Here is a 16,892-nt window from a genome sequence, read left to right on the forward strand (position 1 = left end):
AGCGGCACCATGCTATTAATTCCTCCAGCCTCAATCGGACACGGCAACGCATTGGGCACGCCTAAGTATTCGGCCAATCGTTGAAACGCCTCCAGCGGTTCGGTGCCCCGAGGCGGCTTCTCAAACAGCACCGTGGGTGCCCCCATTCCTGCGATAGCGATGACCCGCTCGTCATCGGCCAATTCATCCACCGTGTAGACCGTCACCGGACCATTCTTGGCCATAGCGGCCTCGACCATAATTTGGCCAATATAGGGATCTCCTCCTCCGCCTGTACCGAGAATGGCGGCACCAACAGCCAACGCGTCCAGGTCTTGGACACCAATCTGCCAACTCATATGGCTTCACCCGCCAGTTGACCAGCAACGGTGACTCGAACACGGGAGGCATTAGACGGCAAATAGGCCAAGGGGATTTCTTCGACCTCTATGACGTCGAGGGTAGAAAAGTCGGCGCCAGCTCTTACTGCCTCGGCTTTAGCGGTGGCTATCGCTTCGCTCATCACATCTTCACGAGACTTCCCGGTCATCGCATAAATCCGATCCACCCGACCCGATACCTGCGCAATGGCGGCACCAATGGCATTGGCGACATTGAAGTGAGGGGGGCGAATGACCTCCGAGACCCCCACTAATTTGTCGGGAAGTAAAGCGCTTCCTCCTCCCACAGCCAGCAGCGGTACTGGTTCCGCGCTCGTTTTAATCCGATCAATCCCTTCTTCCACCATCCGAATCGCTTCGGCATACGCAGCGCGGCTCAACTCCGCATGAACCGTGGGACTGCGATGGCCAATCTCGGCCATACCCTGTGCTACCGCTACATCTGTGAAAGTGAGGACCTCCCCGCCAAATACCTGAGCTTCTTCTACAATCCGATAGCCGACACTATCCGGCCCCACCGAAACTTTCCCATTTGAAGAGCGCACTCGGGATCCGCCCCCAAGTCCCAAAGCAATCAGATCCGGCATGCGGAAGTTCGTTCTGACCCCACCAACTTCAACGGCGAGCGACGACTGTCGAGGAAAGCCGCCACGGAGCATACCAATGTCTGCGGACGTCCCCCCCACGTCAATAATGATTGCATCTTCTAACTTAGCCAAATGCGCGGCACCCCGCATGGAATTCGTCGGACCACAGGCGACGGTCAAAATCGGATAGCGAAGAGCGTAATCCATCGCCATCAGTGTCCCGTCGTTTTGGGCAAAGTAGAGTGACGCATTGATCCCGAGTTCACGCAACGCATTTTCAAATGCGGTGGCCGCCACAGACGCCACTTTCGTCACAGCAGCATTTAATACCGTCGCATTCTCCCGCTCCAAAAGACCCACTGATCCAATCTCATGTGACAGGGAGACGGATAAGTGTGGATATTCAGCGTTAATCAGATCGCGAACTCGAAGTTCATGATCGGCATTCACCGGAGCAAACACGGCGGTTACAGACACGGCGGCGATTGCCGGAGCCTCGGCGTCCAAAAAACGGCGGACAGCGTCCAAATCCAAGGGCCCCATAGTGCGTCCGTCAAATTCATGTCCGCCTCGCACCATCACACTTCCATGTTCAACCACCGTCTTTAAAGTCGTCGGCCATCCCGTTAACGGAGGCACCGCGAGCGTCGCCGGTGCCCCAATTCGAATAAGTCCGACCCGATTCAGTCTTTGCCTCTCAATAATAGCGTTGGTCACTTGGGTTGTTCCCAGCATCGCATGGGAAATAGCCGAAGGAGACAATCCAGACTCCTTTAAGACAATTTCGGCAGCATGCCGAATAGACGTCGCCACATCTGCAGTCACGGGCGTTTTGGTCATCGCCACCACATGGTCATCGGCAGTTAAAATAACCGCGTCCGTGTTGGTACCACCGACATCCACACCTAATCGATATTTCATGCCAATCCCCCGTTCGTCATTGCTGCATTCACTGTCTCAAAATTCTTGTCCAACGGAACTGGCTCAAGGTCATAGCCAAAATATCGAGGTCCTACCGTTTCAAGACCTTTAGGAGACCTCCACACTGGGTCACATGGCAATCCAAGCACCGCCACCCGTTGACCATACGTTAACCCTTCTGTGGTAATCGGCATTAGCGTCTCCCGATCAACGACGCAAATAAGGTCTGGCACGGTAGCCACAACCCGTCCATCACGAAGGGCGATGAGATTCTCGTTTTGGAACTCCACCCGCAGAATTTGGTCGCGGTAGTGATCAAGCCCTACGCACGATAGAGTCCCTCGAGCAAACCCGTCTCCACTCCGTCGCTCCACATCCACCACTTTGCCGGCAAAAATCTCGACTGCACCGTGCGAGGTCTTCAGAATCTCCCACTTCTCTGCCCATTCCATGTGACTTCGTCCGAGTAGATGTCCAATGGAGATCGCTTTAGTCAATGTCCCGCGGACTATCGAGCGCTTCGCCTCCCTTCCCGTCAGGGGATAAAGTGCAATAATTGAAGCACCTCCAACCGCAACCGTGGCCGTGCGGGCCAACCGTTCCGTCCACGCATTGTCGATAGCGTCAATCACAAGATTGTTTCCCTTTTCATCCACCAGCACCATCGGCGTCGCATCGATGCCGTGCACATGAAACGAAGTCATTTGCAATTCCGGAAAGGCCCGTCCCATGCTGTCCCCATCCACCACCGGCAAGTGCATCTTTGCAGCGACCGCCAATGGGATCATGGAATTGATGCCCCCAGCTTCAATGGTCATGATGGCCACTGCCGTCTTATCTAAAATTTTCTCCAACTTGCAAACCGCCGTCTCGACCTCCCGGCCATTGGGAATTTTTTCGACCATCACTGTCGGTGCACCCATCATCGCCGCAGGCACGACCAGCCCATCCTCAGACAATGCGTCAGTAGAAATCACCTGCACTGGCCCATAACGACTGATGGCTGCTTCGGCCATCAGTCGTCCAATATAGGGGTCTCCACCACCCCCAGTGCCAAGCAATGTGGCTCCAACGGCCAAATCTGCTAACTCGTCCAATCCAATTTCCGTCATGCCGTCTCCTCCGATGCCTGCGTAGGTTCTTGAACCATGATGTGCCTCAACTGTGAGAAAACCCAATACAGCACAATGGACGCCACCAGAGCATTAATGGACTGAATTCCCCAATGAACAAAGTAGCCAATGCCAAATGATCCCAGCCATGCCACGATCATGGGCCAATTGATCGCTTCCATCGTGGTAGGAAGCGTGCCTTGAGCGCGACTTCGTTCCAACTGGCTGCGTGATCGCTTCAAGAGCCAATAATCGGTGAGCATAATCCCCGCAATCGGAGGAATCGCGACGCCTAAAATGGTAAGAAAGCCTTCGAAGTGCTGTAGAATACCCCCAGCCGCCAGAAGTGTCCCAATACCACCAATAACCAACGTTGTGCGCATCCGGGAGACCTTTTTACCGAATAGTGTGTCGATCGCATTGACAATCCCCAGTGTCGAGGAGTACAGGTTCCAGTCATTAATCTTGAGCGTCGCGACAATCAAAATGATTGTGCCAATAAAACCGGATGTCGAATACACAATGTCTACGACATTGGAACTCCTGACTGCGTGCGCTAGTAAAACCCCAACCAATCCAATAGCATATTCTCCCAGAGTGATCCCCAGTACCGTCTGCTTTACCACATCGCCCGGACGGCGATTAAAGCGTGTCATATCTGACGTAATGACGGCGCCGACAATAAAACCTCCTGCCACCAAGGTAGTTCCAGCGCTGAGCGACAAGTGCGGACCCGGCGGCAGCATGGCAACAAGATGGTGTAGAGAATGGTGGCTGAGGCCGACAATAATGGCCCATCCTGAGAGAATGAGGAAAAGCGGCACAGCCACATACGCGGTCCACCCCATAGACAAAAAGCCATAAGTTACAATCGCAATGACTGCGACCCCTGCCAGAATGGACCATAGCCACAACGGCGGGCCTCCGATGAGTTGTTGGAGCCCGGCAGCAAATACCGCATTTTGAATGCCAAACCAGCCCACCAAGCTGATGGCTATTACTAGGCCAATGATGGCTGACCCATACCGACCAAATCCTGACCAGCGAGCCAACACCGAAGTCGACATTCCTTCACGCTGACCGGCAATACCAATGATAATAGATACGATTTCAAGAACCACTGCTCCTAAGGTCAGCGCCCAAAACGCCGACCAAAACGACATTCCAAACCCCAGCGTAGCTCCCAACAGAAACTGGGAAAGCGCGGACAATTGTCCAAAACGCTGCACAGCCACTGAGAACCACCCGTAGCGTGCGTTCTCTGGAACACGACTTAATGGATAGTCTTCTGCTGATTGCATCTTCCCTCCTCCTCCCGGTGAAACTAATTCCATGCAATGAGGAAAAATTCTTGCAACAAGTTGCACAAGATTTCGCAGGAGTTTTAGTGCATTTCGGGATGCGCCTTTAGAGCTAACTGTAGAACGAGTTGAGCAGCAGCGTCATTGAGGTCAAGCTTCAATAGTTGTTCTAGGTGTTGAATACGGTAGGAAAGCGTATTTCGGTGAATGTGAAGCGTTTGGGCGGCCTGAGACCGCCGCCCCATGCACTCCAAGTACACGCGTAGGGTGTCTAGGAGCTCATCGCGATTGGGCTCACCTAATATGGGATTTAAGAGTCCTTGAGCTAGTTGACGAGATCGGGGTGAATCCAACCATCCATATAAGAATCGATCAATACCCAGATCTTTAAAATGAGCAATTGTCCCAAAGCCATATCGCGCTCGTCCCACCGTGAGTGCCTCGTGGGCTTCCTCGAAGCTTTTACGAAGACCCTCTGGGCCGTCATACGGGAATCCAATTCCGCACGTAAGTCCTGCTACGCCACACTGTGCTAAGACCGGTCGTAATTGCTCCATCACAGTCTTGGCGCCAACGAGTGCTCGCTCCGGCGTTAATCGCTCACGCCCTTCCACAATCATGACAAATTCGTCCGAGTGAGGGAGTACCATGCCGTGACTGAAGACTTGCTTAGCCGCCAATTCGAGTGCGTCCAACAACGCGCCCTTCGTTCTAAGAATGCGTTGCTCTGTGCCTGCTGCAACCGTATACTGGGCAAAGTTGTCCACGTCCCAGATGAATGCTGTATGGATGCGACCGAGATCTAAATTATAACGAGTGGCGGCTCGAATTACGGACCCAGTTGGCACTCGCGGATCAACTAAAAGCTCCAGCAAAAATTCAGAGCGATGTCGCAGTATTGATTCAATTTCGGCCGCATCACGGTCCAGAAGTACCGCCAAGGTCATCTCTACAAGATGTAGAAGCCGATCCGACTCTATGGGGACGCTAATGGCAAAACGTTCGCCACTACCGCGGCCCCATCCGAGCGTTCGAGCAGCGGCTGAACCTCCGCTGAGGTGCCTTTCCACACGAATGCCGTAGGCCGCTAGTCCCCTTTGAAATCCTTCCAATGTCGTGTTGTTCTGCCACGTTAAAAGCGTATCGGATAAAAGCTGCAATTCTTCTTCCATCGCGCGCGCCTCGTTTGACATTAATAATCGGAACCCTTGACGGAGGAAGGAGCCCAAATCGGTTGGTGTTACGGTCATCAGAGGAAGTCCCAAGCGGTCCGACAACAGGCGATTCGCATCGCTGAGCGTTTGGCTTACGACGACTAAACCGGGTGCCCCTTGGTCGGCTAGACTTAGAATCCATGCATCTAGCACAGATACGTTATTTTCAGCCAAATTGCTATATATCCAAAGCGTATCATTCGAGCGAGAGTTCCCCGGGTGACCCGAAAGAAAGTCAATATGAGTAAAAACGCGATCTAACCCCAAGGATGGATGGACCGGCTTCACGGAAACATCCATGCTATCCAAAAGTTCCCGGAGCGTCACCCTATAAGTCATCAATCCATCACCTCGCCTTGCACCACCGCTCTTTGGTTGCTACGTCGGGCATCACTGAGAGCATCTTTATTGCCGTGATTTGTATATAAATGTAGCATAAGCTAACGCGCTGTTCGCTTTAACTGTTATTTTCTTGACCATACTGGTAGTATGCTGGAAAATTAGAAACTTATGGAGAGACAGAGCCTCGCACATCAAGCACCTTCGAGAAGCACACTTCCGAAGTGGCGCGGCTTGTCCACGCCGCCACGAGCAAATCCACCATTCGTCACGGTAAAGCAAATGACGGTCAACGGTATCTCCGCAAGAGTTGTCGGAGGACATTCACGGATTTGACAGGTTCACCATTGGCACATGTGAAAAAGTCCTCAGACATGCGGAGTGCGGTCGCTCGTTGCATGCGTCACGGTTATTCGCGCCGACGCATTGCAGACGAACGTGGCGTCGCTGTGTCCACTGCGTCCCCACGGCGACCATTTTGTCGGGTGTTGTAGAAGCCGACGAAACATTCTGCCGCAAGTCCTACAATGGCAGTTGCTTAAAAACCAAGAAAGATCCTGACGCTCGCCGTGGTGAGTTCTACAAAGCGTTTCGACGCTATCCACGCAAGCATGATAACGAGGAACATAAGCGTGGTCGCAGTAAGGAACAGGTACCTGTGATGGTCTTGCGTAATCGCACAGCACGTACAGTCTCTTTGGTTATTACGAGTATGAAAGCTAAAGATCGTGCACGTCAAATTTTGCCTGTTCTCAGTCAGGATACGTTTTTATGCACCGATGCTTATCGTGGCTTCAAGACCGTCACAAAATCAGCGGGCATCCAACACATCGCTTCAACCAGAACAAAGGAGAACCTTCACGTGGCGTGTATCATACCCAAAACATCAATGCCTACCAAAGCGGCCTAAAAGGATGGATGGAACGGTTGAAAGTGCCCACCAAGTACCCGGACAACTACACCACGTCGGCTGCCTATATCGACACGACCAGAAGCATATCTTGTGGTATTTGCAAACATCGGTTTCTTGCGATGTCGTGCATTGACGGCAAAAAGTTCGCTACAAGCCGTCTGCTCTAACAGGGACTTCCGTCCGAACGTCGGGACATGTTTGTCACGATATCGCTGATCACATCGAAACCGTGCGTGCCAGACTCGAAAATGAAACCGAAAGCGACATCCGCGAGTTGTCGAAATATTTATTACGTTAAAGCAGGAATTTACTAGAGAGTATCGAAGTCTGATTGTCAGACAAGCAGATCATTTCGCTGTTTGCAGGGGATGCACGGACGCAAGGAGAGGAGAGAAATTCGTATGGCGGGTTCCAGTACTCGACAGATGGGCGTTATTGCAGGCGCCGGATTATTGTTGGTAGGGTTAGCGGGATGTGGCACGCCATCTGCAAGCGCGAGCTCCAAAACGCCCTCGAGCGTCGTGGTGGCACTCCAAGCCGACACCTCCCCCAATTGGTTTTTCCCTATTGGGTCGACGACCACTTTTACCATCACCAATTACGAAGTGAATACACTGGCCTATTTACCGCTCATTGCGCTGAGCGCCAATAACCAAATTAACTATCAAGATTCGCTCGCCTCCAGTGTGACATGGAACAAAGCGGCAACACAATTTACGGTCACTCTCAAGCCAAGCGCACACTGGTCGGACGGGCGCCCCGTCACGGCGCAAGACGTGGTGTTTACCTGGCATATTATTCAGTGGGGCAGTTCGGGACAAAAGAACCTCCCGTGGGCGTATGGCGGTGCGGGATCCGGAGGTGTGCCGAGCGATTGGAAAAGCGTCACCGCGGAAGGCACGCATAAGGTTCTCATCACCCTGACTAAGCCGGTGAACCAAGAGTGGTTTATTCGCAACGGGCTCGGCCAATTGGTACCGGCTCCGGCCTTCGTGTGGGACAAAGATCCGACTAATCCTGTCAAAGAATTGAAGTTTATTGAGTCCGTCGCCAATACCCCCACAAGCGCACTCTATAAAGTGGTGGATGGCCCGTATGAATTCAAGAGCTATACTCCCAATTCGGAGTGGGTCTATCAAGAAAATAAGGACTTCTGGGGGAAGAAGCCCAGTATTTCACAGGTCGTGTTTGCTTACGAGACCTCTCCCGAAAGTGAGTTTACGGGATTGAAATCCGGAGCAATTGACGTAGGATATCTTCCCATGTCGCTCTATACGTCGCGTCAGGAACTGACGCACGATATCGTCTGGAGCAACTATGTGTGGGGCGCCAGTTTCATCAATATGAATTTTAGTCCGAAAGCCCCCTTAGGAACGGTCATGCAAAATCTCTATGTGCGTCAAGCGCTCGAAGAAGGGATCGATCAAAACGGGATCATTCAGTCGCTCTTTCATGGCCAAGGGATCCCACTTAACGGACCCGTCCCATCCAAACCGGCCACCTCGTACTATGACCCAGCGCTTGCCACGCAGACCTATCCCTATAGTCCCAGTACCGGAAAAGCCTTATTAGAGTCCCACGGATGGGCCTTTTACCATGGGGTGCTGACAAAAAACGGGCAAGCACTGGCGTTTACGTTTCAATATCCCTCGGGCAGTACCACCGCGGCCAATGTGGCACAAGTCCTTAAAGCCGCCTGGGCGACAGAAGGGATTCAAGTGAACCTCAAACCGATGGAAATTAATCAGATGCTCGCCGAAACGCCGAGCCAGTGGACCATGTATTGGCTGGGGTTAAGTACTTGGCAATATGTGCCGGACTATTATCCCAATGGCGGAGCTCTTTTTACTCCGACCTCCCCGCTCAATACGGGTGGCTATAATAATCCCACCATGACGGCGAAAATCGAGGCGGGGTATACCGCCTTCCCAAGTACCGCCTCGGCGCTAACCACGCTCTATCAATACGAAAAGTACGCAAGCCAGCAATTACCGGTGCTCTACATGCCTTATGCAGCCGCACTCTATGCGCATATCAAGGGACTCAAGGGGCCACGCAGTACACAGAATTTGGTCTCGGGGATGATCTATCCCAATTTGTGGAGTTACTAGAGATATAATTTGTCTAAGAGGACTCAGCAAAAGGAGTCCTCTTAGCCTGTGAGGTGGATCATATGGTATGGACTCCTATTGCTCGTCAAAGTCTAACGGATGAAGTGTTCCAGCGCATCCTTCAACTGATTGATTCCAAAGAACTGCAAGCGAATGCCCCGCTCCCCTCGGAACTGGAACTCACCAAGGTGCTTGGAGTGGGTCGAAGCACCGTGCGAGAAGCGATTGCGCAGTTGGTGACCATGGGCGTTGTATCCCGTTCCCGCTCGGGAACGGTGATTGCTGGAGACGTTCAAGCACGGCTGGCCGAATTGCGCTGGCTTTCCGATTTTCGAGAAGAAACCGTTGATCATCTATATGAGGCACGGATTGCGCTTGAAGCCAGCGGCGCGCGCTACGCCGCGATACGGGCGTCAGCAGACGATCTCGCTATCCTCGAAGAAGACATTCGACAGCTCGCCATTGCCGTGACGGAGAAATTGCCTAATATGCTCGCGATCGACTTGGATTTCCATCGCCATTTAGTGAGAGCAAGCGGCAATCCGATTTTGACCAGTGTGCACGCCATGGTCATCGAGCGCTTTCTCGAGAGCCTACCGAATCTTAGCCAGATGATGGGGATGGGAAACGCTAGTCTCGACAATCATCGCACCGTATTAAGGCACCTCCGACAACATGATGCCGATGGGGCCGCGGAGGCTGTCCGAACCACCTTAGACGGTGTGCAAAATCAGGTGCGCCAGTATGTGAATCACGTCAGGGACGGTCAGCATGACAAACACCTTTAATTTCGACGGACGCGCCATCCCTTTTCGACCCGGCGACACGATGGCAGACGCATTATTTCGCGAAGGCGTTCGGGTATGGCGCCACAGCTATAGCATGGGGCGACCCGAGGGCCTCTATTGCGGTATTGGTCGCTGTGGGAGTTGTCGCGCCTTGGTGGATGGCCTGCCCAATCGTGTCCTGTGTTTCCAGCCCGCCAGTACGGGCGCGACAGTGCAATCCTATGCTCGCGGTGAAAGGCCGCGTGTCCCGACCGCGGTCCCCGTTAAAGAAGACCATCTCAGCCGATTACATGTCCCGGTGGTGATCGTCGGTGGTGGACGTTCCGGGCGTAGGATGCAGACTACCCTCACACACCATGGGGTGCAGAGTCTCCTCTTTGAGGAACGGCCCTGGCGTGTGCCAGCCAATACTGACATGATATGCGGAGCGATTGTGGGACTCTTCGAGGATAAGGACAAAATGCGCCTGGTCGGTGTATCGATGGATACCACCTGGGACATTCGAACCGATGCCGTGATTTTGGCGACCGGGGCCGTGGTGGTGCCTCCCGCCGAAGTCAACCATCGACTGCCAGGCGTACTGACGGCCGATGCACTACAAGCATTGCAGGAAAAAGATATTCCCCTTCCCGACGGAGGACTGGTATTAGGTGTGCGCCCAGAAGACGAGAGCGCCATGCGAGAGATGGCGGATAAGGCACACGCACTCTTTGAATGCTGGAGACCGATGTCGAGCATTCACGTCGACCCCGATGGTTGGTTGACCATCACGGTACCAGGTCGTGATACCCGAACCTTTAGCTGGATTGGTGTTTCAGGAGCGAGCATCCCCAGTCTCGAATTATGGCACGCTTGGCGCGGACCCGATGCGACCTGGGCTGATAGCTCCCCCTTTCTCCTGCGCGATGGACGCATTTGGGCAATCGGTCGCGCCGTTAGTGACACGGGAGCAGCGCACCGAGAGGACATCATGGCCCGTGTGCTGAAGGATCTCAAGGAGGCAAGAATCGGTTGATTATCTGTGCCTGTGAAGATGTGGATCTGGCGGATGTGCTCGCGGCAATCGACGCGGGCGCCAACACCTTAGATGATGTTAAACGCCTGACGCGCGCAGGCATGGGATATTGCCAAAGTCTCTATTGCCGCGACGCGATTCTGGCACATCTAAAAAATGGGACTCCCATGCGACTACGAGTGCCGGTGCGTCCTCTTGCGATGGCGCGCCTGGCCATTTTGGCCGCGGATGAGATCGAGTCGTCCCACGAGACGTAGCAAAGGAGCATCAGGATGGCACAAAGGAGACTCGCTGTCATTGGAGCCGGCGTGGTAGGTTCCAGCATCGCCTATCATGCGGCCCGGGCCGGCTGGCACGTCGCACTGTTTGACCGTGGCTTTAGCTTACGGGGAACGTCAGGATCGACCCAAGCGTGGGTATGGGTCCAAAGCAAACGCCCTGATCATTATGCCGAACTGAGTTACCTATCGCGCGAGCTCTATCCGCAGCTCGAGGATCGGATAGGGTCTATCGAATTTAGTCCCACGGGGGGCTTGGATCCCGTCTTTACTGAGCGGGAGTGCACGGAGGCGCACGCCCTCATCAAAGCACAGCGCGCACTCGGATTAACGCTTGAGTGGCTTGATTCAGAGCAAGTACGGCGCATCGAACCCGCGCTCAGCCCAGGCGTCTTAGGGGCCATCTTCAGTCCTCATGATGCCAATGTCAATCCGATGGCGTTAGTACGCGCACTATTACAGGGATTGAGACGTTTAGGCGGTGTTCTTTACTTTCAAACGCCGGTGAGGTCTATTGAACCGCACTCGACAGGATGGCAAGTCACGGGAAACCTGGGAACTCTCTGGGAAGGAGAGCAGGTGGTGCTGGCAGCGGGCAACGACACCCCAGAATTGCTAGCTCCCTTGGGGATACCCTTTCCGGTTCGCGCGGTCCGTGGACAAATATTGGTGACCGAGCCCATGGCACCCTTAATCCATCACACCTTAAGTGCCATGCGGCAAATGCACAACGGAGAAATCCTCATTGGCTATTCCCACGAAGAACACCAAACGCGTCGGGACGTCACCCTGCCCTATCTCTCGGCCGCGAGTGCTCTGGCGATCAAGTGGGTGCCAAGCCTGCAGTCCGTCCCGATTGTGCGCTCATTTGCTGGTCTTCGAGTCATGCCGCAAGACGGATTGCCCATTTTGGGACCAATTCCGAACTGGCCGGGGCTCTCGGTGGCAGCCATGCATAGCGGCTATACCTTGGCGCCCGTTGTCGGCCACTTGGCCGTCGAATGGCTGGAGGAAAAAGCCTCCAGCATCGATCTTACCCCCTATCGCCTCGAGCGATTTAACCTGCAAGAGAAAGGATGATGATGATGCGCGTTGCTGTGATTGGAGCCGGAATTATTGGAGCATCCCTAGCCTATCATTTAGCCAAACGAGGTGCCGACGTAACCATTTTTGACCCGGGTCGCGAGGGATGGGCCACTGGCGCTGGCGCCGGTATTATTTCTGGAGAAACGACCGGCCATCCTCACCCTTCGTATTTCGAGATCGCACTCGAAGCCGGCCACTACTATCCCCAACTGGTCGAGGAGATCGGCGGGGAAGCTGCTTGCGGCTATAGCGCGTGTTCGCTTCTCGAGGTCGCGATGGCCGATGACGACATAGAACGATTTCACGTTCGACAGGACTTGATCTTAGAGAGAAATCATGGGCGCAGCGAGCACGTCGCTGTCATCACGCCAGACGAGGCCAAGACACTTTGTCCCGGTTTGGGCGACGTTCGGGGAGCCCTATTACACGATGCGGCTGCGCGCGTCGACGGAAGGCAAATGACCGCGGCTCTCCTTCGCGCCGCGCAATCATTGGGCGCCGCATGGGAAAAGACGTCCGTCGAGGCCCTGCAAACGAACGGATCACGGGTAGTCGGGGTCATCACGCCAACACAATACCGCACCTTTGATATGGTGATGCTGGCAAGTGGAGCCTGGACCGCACGGCTCTGTGAACCGTTGGGTATCTTGGTACCTGTGGAACCGCAGCGTGGCCAAATCGTGCATCTCCTGTCCCAAAACAAAGAGGCGGCCACCTGGCCGGCCATTGTCGGAATGCAGGGACACTATCTTCTGCCCTTTGCCGATGGACGGGTCGTCGCCGGTGCCACACGGGAGAAAGGCTCGGGCTACGTGCCAAAATGGACAGCCCGTGGGCAAAAAGAGGTATTGCACCAAGCGACCCGCGTTCTCCCCGTCCTGGATGACAGTGAGATTGTCGAGTGGCGCGTGGGTATCCGTCCTATGTCGCCCGATCAAATGCCAATCTTGGGAGAAATCCCAGGATGGAGCGGGGTGCAACTCGCGACGGGCCACGGGGCAGGCGGGCTCTTGATGGGTCCCTACACCCAAAAACTGCTCGCCGATTCGCTGTTCGATGCGGCTGCCAAAGAGCGGATTGCTCCTTTTTCTGTCACGAGGTTTTCCTAAATATCGTAGGAGGTCATGCTAGGGGCACGAAGCCGGCGGCGTGTCAGCTCGCGAGAAAATCCAAAACACCGTGGAATATGGGATACCACTCCATGTTCCACGGTATTACTGTGTCCATCCGTAAGAGCCTCCACCCCACCTTGTGAGATGGAGACAGCCCGCCACACCGCTATCAGTCGTGAGGCACGGGTTATCTAGGTACTGCCCCATTCGTATGCTGTAGTGGCAATCTCATTTAGTGCTCTAACTTCTTCTGACCATGCTCGCGGAGCGACAAATCGGGGACGATTACGACGGTCTAGATGGCTCATCACCTGGGTTCTTTGATTCCGTCACTTACGGTACCGATGGCACCTGACTGAGGTACCGTATTCCTACCTTGTGACCACGATGACCGATTGTCACGACGTAGCAATGCCCTCCTATTGGCACTAACCCATTTGGCCATACTTTGCGTCATCAGAGGCTCCGCCCATTTCGAACCGGTATTTAGGGCCGACATCAGCCCAAGGGGCTGGAATTCGCGGATTGACGGCGCCAGAAAACCCCCTGCCGACCGCAATTCGCGAATGCGGTGAGAACACAGGGGGCGGAACTTCTAGATCCCCGCTACTTCTCAGTACACCAACGACAGCTGATGACCATAAATTGACTCCATTCCATGGCAAAATCAATGCCATTAACCTCAATGGCCGGCCGTGCGCCACACCCACACGGCGTATGGGTGTAGAATTCGACCCTCCAACTCGACGACCAAAGGCTTCCCATCAGTGCCCGCTATGGCGCCCTTCATATAAGGCACGGTGGATCACAGGAATGGAGAAGAGTGGGGCCGCGTTATGATGATTTGTTGACAGCCTCACGCCCACAGCAAGTTATCTCCCGGAAGCCACATCCTTATATTGCCCCCGGGGTCAGATTCCTCGAACTGCCGTTACCTAGTTCCCACAGAAAAGATGGGTTGTATAAAACATCCTCGATGGTTCTATTAGTGTTATGACGAATAACGCATGCCTGAGCGGAACATCCACTCGCGCAGCGCGTCTTGATGCGGGGAGGTTGCATTTCCCCCGAGTCCCCGTACAGACTCACTGCCACAATGGACGCCGATACGAACGGCGTCGTTTAGGGGATAACCTTTAATCAACCCATATAAGATCGCGGCAGAAAAGTTGTCCCCGGCCCCCGTAGTGTCTTTCACCTGATCGAGCAGCGGAGCCGATATCCTTTCCACTTTCCCACCAATGGCCTTAAAGGTCACCCCCCGCTCGCCATCCGTGACCACCGTGATGGTAGATCCCCAAGTGGAAAGCTCGTCGCACGCACTCGCGACGTCTGAAGCGCCTGTCATGGTGAGTGCCTCCAGCGCATTAGGCAGGAACAGGTCAGCCTCGGCAATCATACCCCTTAACGCCGGATCCCGTAGCCAGTCGGCGTCCCATCCCACATCTAAAGACACCTTCGCACCATGCTGGTGGGCTAGCGAAGGAATCAAGACGTGTGCTGGCACTGCCGGTAGATGCACCCAGTTAGCACGAACGGTAGCTAATACTCCAGTCAGATGCTCTTCAAAGATGCGATGGTCGATGGCATCGCTATAGGAGAGCATCGCCCTATCCCCATCGTAATTCATGGATACGGTGACATTTTTGGCTGGCATCGATACCGTCTTGATTAATCGGGTGTCAACCCCTTCGGCTTGGAGCATCGTGGTTAATAACTGGGAGACGGGATCCGCCCCTAATGTGGTGATGAGGGCCACCTGCAATCCTAGTCGTTTTGCCGCCACAGCGGTAATGAAAGCTCCTCCACCGGTTAATGCGAAGTCTTTCGAATATATTTCCTGCCCTGGCTGAGGCAGTGCCGGAATACCGGCAAAGACCATGTCAGCAAATACGGGGCCCACGACCAACAAATCCAACATCAATACTCTCTCCTCCTATTGTACTGCCGCATGAGCCGTTGATTATTGAAATATGGCTGATCGCCGCTGTCGTAAGAAACAGCCATTCGTTAACGGAAGTAAAGATTTCGCCCATCGCGTTCAACGCTTATTGAAATTGTCCCAGTGGCTTTGACCGTTATACAAGGACAAGGTCCCTGACGTCAATTTAAGCCTTTCAAGATATGGTTCAAATAGCTGCAAGGACCGTTTGACGGTCCAAGTCAGAGAAACAGGAGACCCAATCGACCCCCTCAGTGGCGGTTAACGGGTAATTCCGCACCGTATCGGACCAATACAGCTCAGCGCAGTCCAACCGTTCGCGCAGCCATTCGGTGTGGCTCCCACGACACGATGAAGCGCCCGGGCGTCAAGAAATATTTCGCAAACATCCTTGCCCCATTGGCCCTCTTGCGGATATTCTAGATTATCAAGAAAGCTGCAGGGTTTCGTCGCCCACCACGCCACATGGTCCGCCTCTAACGGTAAATCCTCCATAGATCTGCCCAAGGCTATCGAGCAACGCCGGCGTGAGCCGCAGTCAAGCCATGGTTATCACTCTCGGTCGCGATTCCGCTGTAGTTCGCCACGGTGTTACCGTGGCTGTCGACAGCAAGAATTCGAGGCTCGCTTTTCATGACAATATTTTCGGCTTTTGCGGGGTTTGCGCTTTTTGGTATACTACTTGTGAGGTGAATGCTTATGAGCCAGCATGATGTCACTAAAGCCCTTGCCATTGTTCGTGAGCACTTTGGAGAAATTGATGCCGCATTAACCCAGTTGCCGGATCCACAGGTCCGGATGGCTACGCGTGAGGTGCTTCAGCGATTGATTATCCGTCCCTCTGTGGGTCGACAAACGTTAGTGCCTCCGGCCATTCTTACACCGACGGAAGCCGCACGTCTGCTGGGATCCAGTCCTGATTCGGTTCGGCGGTGGTGTGAACAAGGCCGCATACCAGGCTATCGCACGCCCGGTGGTCATTGGCGTATTGCCCGTAAAGACCTTGACCAAGTCGACGCCTTCCGCCGTGCTCTCGAGGCGGTCAGCAAAGCATGGGCACAAGACCCGGAAACCCAGTTTGATGCCTAACGAAAGCATGAGAGCGACGCTTGACACCACCGTCATTCTTGGGGCTGTGGGCAATCCGCTGGGACCGAATGCCAGCGTCATTGCCCAAGGCCTTGCTGGAATTTATCCCATGGTGTTGGCCCAAAGTGTCATCGCGGAATCCTTACGCCATCTCCGCCGAGGTTTTGGCAAAGTCCCGCCGCTATCGGAGACTCAAATTGAAACCCTTTTTGCCACGCTCTTTCATCATTGGTGGGATCCCCAGATCCTACGGCCGGCGCCTCCGACGACGCTGAACACGACCGCTGTCCAACATGAATCACTAGGGCGCTGACTCGTTAAACAAGGATATGTCACGCCTGGGGCCGCACGGCGATTGAACCCTCACACGCGCGTCGGTGAGGTATCACCTAAAGACTTACATGTGTTAGCGGTCGCTCTAGAATCTGGCTCACAGTTCATTGTCACCAGCAATGGCCAAGATTATCCCAATCATTGTGGTGTCGCTATTGTGCCGCCGTCCCAGTTTCTTACGCATCTCACGTCCAACTAACGCTAGACCGCATGGGCACCTAACTTTTAAGCCCCCATAGGAAACATGACAGAAGCGATCTCCTCGGATAAGCTCAAAATAACCCCATCTAAAGGAGTGGTGTCTGTCCATGAGCCAGCAATATTCCGCGGAATTCCGCGAAAAGATTGTCCGTGAGGCCCGTGACACCGGC

General features: G+C 54.1%; 15 protein-coding genes. 9 read left to right on the forward strand and 6 right to left on the reverse strand.

The features are described from left to right. The 5 genes from ACOJWD_RS13800 to ACOJWD_RS13820 all read right to left on the reverse strand — a co-directional run. Positions 1–338 (reverse strand): S-methyl thiohydantoin desulfurase domain-containing protein (locus tag ACOJWD_RS13800; protein WP_486993823.1); only part of this gene is annotated, 338 nt, incomplete at its 3' end. Beyond that, the gene (locus ACOJWD_RS13805) at positions 335–1,888 is read right to left on the reverse strand and encodes a hydantoinase/oxoprolinase N-terminal domain-containing protein (RefSeq protein ID WP_486993824.1); all 1,554 of its coding nucleotides are present in this window, start codon (positions 1,886–1,888) and stop codon (positions 335–337) included. The genes ACOJWD_RS13800 and ACOJWD_RS13805, both read right to left, overlap by 4 nt. After that, positions 1,885–3,000 (reverse strand): S-methyl thiohydantoin desulfurase family protein, encoded by a 1,116-nt coding sequence (locus tag ACOJWD_RS13810; protein WP_486993825.1) that lies wholly within the window; start codon positions 2,998–3,000, stop codon positions 1,885–1,887. Before ACOJWD_RS13810 ends, ACOJWD_RS13805 begins: the two co-directional genes overlap by 4 nt. Beyond that, positions 2,997–4,301 carry a purine-cytosine permease family protein gene (locus tag ACOJWD_RS13815; protein ID WP_486993826.1) on the reverse strand — a complete coding sequence of 435 codons (1,305 nt, stop codon included), beginning with the start codon at positions 4,299–4,301 and terminating at the stop codon, positions 2,997–2,999. The genes ACOJWD_RS13810 and ACOJWD_RS13815 overlap by 4 nt, the downstream gene beginning before the upstream one ends. Before the next feature lie 83 nt (positions 4,302–4,384). Next, positions 4,385–5,854, reverse strand: a complete 1,470-nt coding sequence (locus ACOJWD_RS13820; protein WP_486993827.1) for a PucR family transcriptional regulator — start codon at positions 5,852–5,854, stop codon at positions 4,385–4,387. A 478-nt stretch (positions 5,855–6,332) separates the two neighbouring features. On the opposite strand from ACOJWD_RS13820, the gene ACOJWD_RS13825 reads away from it, so the two are divergent. From ACOJWD_RS13825 to ACOJWD_RS13855, 7 genes are all read left to right on the forward strand, one after another. Then, positions 6,333–6,764 (forward strand): transposase, encoded by a 432-nt coding sequence (locus ACOJWD_RS13825; RefSeq protein ID WP_486993828.1) that lies wholly within the window; start codon positions 6,333–6,335, stop codon positions 6,762–6,764. Positions 6,765–7,168: 404 nt separating this feature from the next. Then, the gene (locus ACOJWD_RS13830; protein WP_486993829.1) at positions 7,169–8,878 is read left to right on the forward strand and encodes a peptide ABC transporter substrate-binding protein; all 1,710 of its coding nucleotides are present in this window, start codon (positions 7,169–7,171) and stop codon (positions 8,876–8,878) included. 62 nt (positions 8,879–8,940) lie between these two features. After that, positions 8,941–9,666, forward strand: coding sequence for a FadR/GntR family transcriptional regulator (locus ACOJWD_RS13835; RefSeq protein ID WP_486993830.1), 726 nt, complete (start codon positions 8,941–8,943; stop codon positions 9,664–9,666). Then, the gene (locus ACOJWD_RS13840) at positions 9,650–10,681 is read left to right on the forward strand and encodes a 2Fe-2S iron-sulfur cluster-binding protein (RefSeq protein ID WP_486993831.1); all 1,032 of its coding nucleotides are present in this window, start codon (positions 9,650–9,652) and stop codon (positions 10,679–10,681) included. Before ACOJWD_RS13835 ends, ACOJWD_RS13840 begins: the two co-directional genes overlap by 17 nt. Then, positions 10,678–10,938 (forward strand): (2Fe-2S)-binding protein, encoded by a 261-nt coding sequence (locus ACOJWD_RS13845; protein WP_486993832.1) that lies wholly within the window; start codon positions 10,678–10,680, stop codon positions 10,936–10,938. The genes ACOJWD_RS13840 and ACOJWD_RS13845 overlap by 4 nt, the downstream gene beginning before the upstream one ends. A 15-nt stretch (positions 10,939–10,953) precedes the next feature. Further along, positions 10,954–12,039, forward strand: a complete 1,086-nt coding sequence (locus tag ACOJWD_RS13850; RefSeq protein WP_486993833.1) for an NAD(P)/FAD-dependent oxidoreductase — start codon at positions 10,954–10,956, stop codon at positions 12,037–12,039. Positions 12,040–12,044: 5 nt separating this feature from the next. Beyond that, positions 12,045–13,154, forward strand: coding sequence for an NAD(P)/FAD-dependent oxidoreductase (locus tag ACOJWD_RS13855; RefSeq protein WP_486993834.1), 1,110 nt, complete (start codon positions 12,045–12,047; stop codon positions 13,152–13,154). Between the two features lie 994 nt (positions 13,155–14,148). On the opposite strand, the gene ACOJWD_RS13860 is transcribed toward ACOJWD_RS13855, so the two are convergent. Then, complete coding sequence (locus ACOJWD_RS13860) at positions 14,149–15,078, reverse strand: carbohydrate kinase family protein (RefSeq protein WP_486993837.1); 930 nt, start codon at positions 15,076–15,078, stop codon at positions 14,149–14,151. A 720-nt stretch (positions 15,079–15,798) separates the two neighbouring features. On the opposite strand from ACOJWD_RS13860, the gene ACOJWD_RS13865 reads away from it, so the two are divergent. Further along, a complete protein-coding gene (locus tag ACOJWD_RS13865) occupies positions 15,799–16,188 on the forward strand; it encodes a MerR family transcriptional regulator (RefSeq protein ID WP_486993835.1) in 390 nt (129 codons plus the stop codon). Continuing rightward, positions 16,181–16,501, forward strand: coding sequence for a hypothetical protein (locus tag ACOJWD_RS13870; protein WP_486993836.1), 321 nt, complete (start codon positions 16,181–16,183; stop codon positions 16,499–16,501). Before ACOJWD_RS13865 ends, ACOJWD_RS13870 begins: the two co-directional genes overlap by 8 nt. The last annotated feature ends 391 nt before the right edge of the window (positions 16,502–16,892 follow it).

The sequence above is a fragment of the Sulfobacillus sp. TH-112 genome (assembly GCF_057473405.1).